Source organism: Candidatus Hakubella thermalkaliphila (genome assembly GCF_013281975.1).
Taxonomy (GTDB): domain Bacteria; phylum Actinomycetota; class Humimicrobiia; order Hakubellales; family Hakubellaceae; genus Hakubella; species Hakubella thermalkaliphila.
The window spans coordinates 1-2,938 of record NZ_BLRZ01000163.1; the positions used below are offsets into that span (position 1 = coordinate 1).

Here is a 2,938-nt window from a genome sequence, read left to right on the forward strand (position 1 = left end):
TGAAGGAGCAAGACCTCTATAAGAGTTACACTTTATCGGAAGTAATTTATGAGTTGAAGAAGTTGAGAGTTATCACGCTAAATAGCGGAAAATCTTATTTGACTGAGATATCCCAGAAACAGAGAATGTTATTCGAAAAGTTTGGTGTGCCGATTCCAGTAGCACCCTAGTTATTAAAATATGCGGATTTTAGGGTATAACGAAGTGAGAGAAGAAATAAAGAAACACATTTACCAAAAACTTGAGCGCCTATGGCAGGAAGGGATATCTGGAGCAGACTTCTTTATCGCAGGTATAGGTTCTGCAATTGAAATCTTTGGCAAATACGAGAAGGTTATGGATTATGAAGGGAATATCATAAGGGCTGACAAACTCCTTGAATTTGTAAGAGAAATCGTAACGGATTATGCTGTTCGTCAAATTCTGCACAATGGCATTGCTGGAGAACTTTCTCCACTAACAAGATTTTATTTACTCTGGAGATGGACATATCAGGAGGCAAAGGTTCTTTTTGATAATGCAAGAAAACTTGCCCAGAGCACGGGAATCGATTTAACAAGAGAGTGGAATAAAGGATTTATAATAAAAGATAAAGAGTTCATAAAGGTTTTAGGACTGCAGGAAAGAGATTTGGCCTGTCTGCGTGCGGACACGCACAGGCAGGCAGGACTTGAAGATTCGAGAGAACTCATCGATGTGCTTCATAATGTGCTTCTTTTATGGAAAGAGGGGAATAGGGAGGATATGAAAAAGGTTCTTTCTGATAGCGGTTTTGGTGGCAAGGATGCTTTTTATAGAGTTGCCCAGGCAATATCTGAAACATTGCAAATAGACAGCAAAGAGAAGAAACTCCTTGACGGTTTCCTTTCAGGGAAGGAAAGGTTGTTAAGTGAGATAAAAGAAGCATATAAACAAAGGATGTTATTCTGATGGATGAGCGTGTAAGAGAAATCATTAAAAGAATTGTAGAAGAAGCCGACCCTGATAAGGTCATTCTCTTTGGCTCAAGAGCTAAGGGTGAGGGCACAAAATGGAGCGATTATGATATATGTGTTTTGAAATCTGATAGAGTTAAAAGGAACGAGCTTGAAAAGAGAATCTATCTGAAACTCTTTGGCATCGGAGTTCCCGTAGACATAATTGTTGAAACAATGGATAGATTTGAGGAACTAAAGGGAAATAAGTTCTTAATCTACCATGAAATTGCAAGATACGGGAGGACGATTTATGAGAAATAAAGAACTTGTGAATGACTGGATAAAAAGGGCAAAAAGCAACCTGGAGAGGGCAAAGGCAGGCAGAATTTCTCAAGATGTACTTTATGAGGACTTGTGTTTCGATGCTCAACAGTGCGTAGAAAAATCACTCAAATCTTTACTCGTGAGCCTTGATGTGGAGTTCCCTTGGAAACATGACATTGATGTACTTTTTGGTTTAATCTCCAAATCAGGAATCAAAATACCAGACGATTTGAAGAGCGCTGTGATTCTTACTCGCTATGCTGTTCATACCCGTTACCCGGGGTTGGCAGAGCCTGTCTCGGAAGAGGATTATCAAGAAGCGTTAGCCCTTGCAGGGAAGGTTTTTAATTGGGCGTTAAAAATCTTAAGAGAGGATAAAGAATGAAACCATTTTCGACCATAGCAATACCCCATAGGGACATACTTGAGGGCAGGCTTACAATGGATGTCTTTGCGGCTGACCTATGGGAGGTGTTTAAAGATAGGGCACCAGAAGAATATCAGGACCCTGATATATTCTTTAGAAAGACATACTTAACTTCTGGATTAAAGAATCTTTTGGATATTGCAGAGAAAAGGCTTGGAGGAAAGGGCGGTGACCCAATCATCCAACTTCAAACCCCTTTTGGCGGTGGAAAAACACATTCTTTAATCGCACTTTATCACAAAGCAAAGGAATTGGGTATCAACCTTATAGTCTTATCTGGTGATAAATTCCCAGCAGGCAAAAATGAACCCACACTCTGGGAAGAGATAGAAAGACAACTTGAGGGGAAAATAGAAAACTTAGAAGGCATGGTAACGCCTGGCGGTGAGAAATTAAGAGAGCTCCTTCAAAGGCATCAGCCTCTTTTGCTCTTATTAGATGAAATTCACGAGTATGTAGCAGTCAAAGCACTTGGAGTAAAAGTTGGGGATTCAAATCTTGCCTCTCAAACTATTGCGTTTCTTCAAGAACTTACTGGCGTAGTAAAAACATTGGATAAAACCATTTTATTTGTTTCTCCCATCAAGCAATCCTTACCGAGATGAAAAGTCTGAAGAAATCTTGCAGGCACTTCAAACTATCTTAGGAAGAATGGAGAAGGTTTACACTCCCGTGCAAGATGAAGAAATATCACATGTGATCAGAAGAAGACTTTTCAGTGAAGTTAATGAAAAAGAGGCAAGAAATACAATAGAAGAATTTTTGGATTATGCGGAAAGAGAGAAAATACTTCCTGAGGGAGTGGAAAAGGTAAAGTATCGCGAAAGGTTCGTTCAAAGTTTTCCTTTCCAGCCAGAGGTAATAGATGTTCTATACAAGAGATGGGGAAGTTTTCCAACCTTTCAAAGGACAAGGGGTGTGCTGAGAATCCTTGCTCTAATTGTGCATTCACTAAAGGATTCTAAAAACTCATTCATCAGATTAGGAGATTTCGACCTGAAAAATGATGAGATAAAAATGGAACTTATAAAACATATTGGTCAGGAATATAACGGTATTATTGCTGCGGATATTACATCAAGGGATGCTGGTGCTAAAAAAGTGGATAGGAGTCTTGGAGATGCTTATTCCCCATTTTCATTTGGAACAAAATCTGCAAATGTAATTTTTATGTCCTCGTTTTCCGGCGGTCCAGAAAGGGGGGCAGGTATTAATGAGGGTGTCCAAAAACTAAGGGCATTTTGCCCAAGGTGGGGAATTACTCCTACAT

At 39.6% G+C, this 2,938-nt stretch carries 5 protein-coding genes and 1 pseudogene; all 6 read left to right on the forward strand.

The window, feature by feature from the left end; translation table 11 throughout:
* Positions 1–170 (forward strand): annotated as a pseudogene (locus tag HW443_RS14305) (IS1634 family transposase); the annotation flags it as partial.
* 34 nt (positions 171–204) lie between these two features.
* Positions 205–930 carry a hypothetical protein gene (locus HW443_RS10305; RefSeq protein ID WP_176231916.1) on the forward strand — a complete coding sequence of 242 codons (726 nt, stop codon included), beginning with the start codon at positions 205–207 and terminating at the stop codon, positions 928–930.
* A complete protein-coding gene (locus HW443_RS10310; protein WP_176230152.1) occupies positions 930–1,238 on the forward strand; it encodes a nucleotidyltransferase domain-containing protein in 309 nt (102 codons plus the stop codon). The genes HW443_RS10305 and HW443_RS10310 overlap by 1 nt, the downstream gene beginning before the upstream one ends.
* Entirely contained in the window at positions 1,228–1,626 is a 399-nt protein-coding gene (locus tag HW443_RS10315; protein WP_176230151.1) for a HEPN domain-containing protein, read from the forward strand. The genes HW443_RS10310 and HW443_RS10315 overlap by 11 nt, the downstream gene beginning before the upstream one ends.
* Positions 1,623–2,273: an ATP-binding protein gene (locus HW443_RS10320; RefSeq protein WP_176231915.1), complete on the forward strand. Its 651-nt coding sequence runs from the start codon at positions 1,623–1,625 to the stop codon at positions 2,271–2,273. The genes HW443_RS10315 and HW443_RS10320 overlap by 4 nt, the downstream gene beginning before the upstream one ends.
* A gap of 46 nt (positions 2,274–2,319) precedes the next feature.
* A partial coding sequence (locus HW443_RS10325) for a DUF499 domain-containing protein (protein ID WP_258190031.1) occupies positions 2,320–2,938 on the forward strand: 619 nt, incomplete at its 3' end.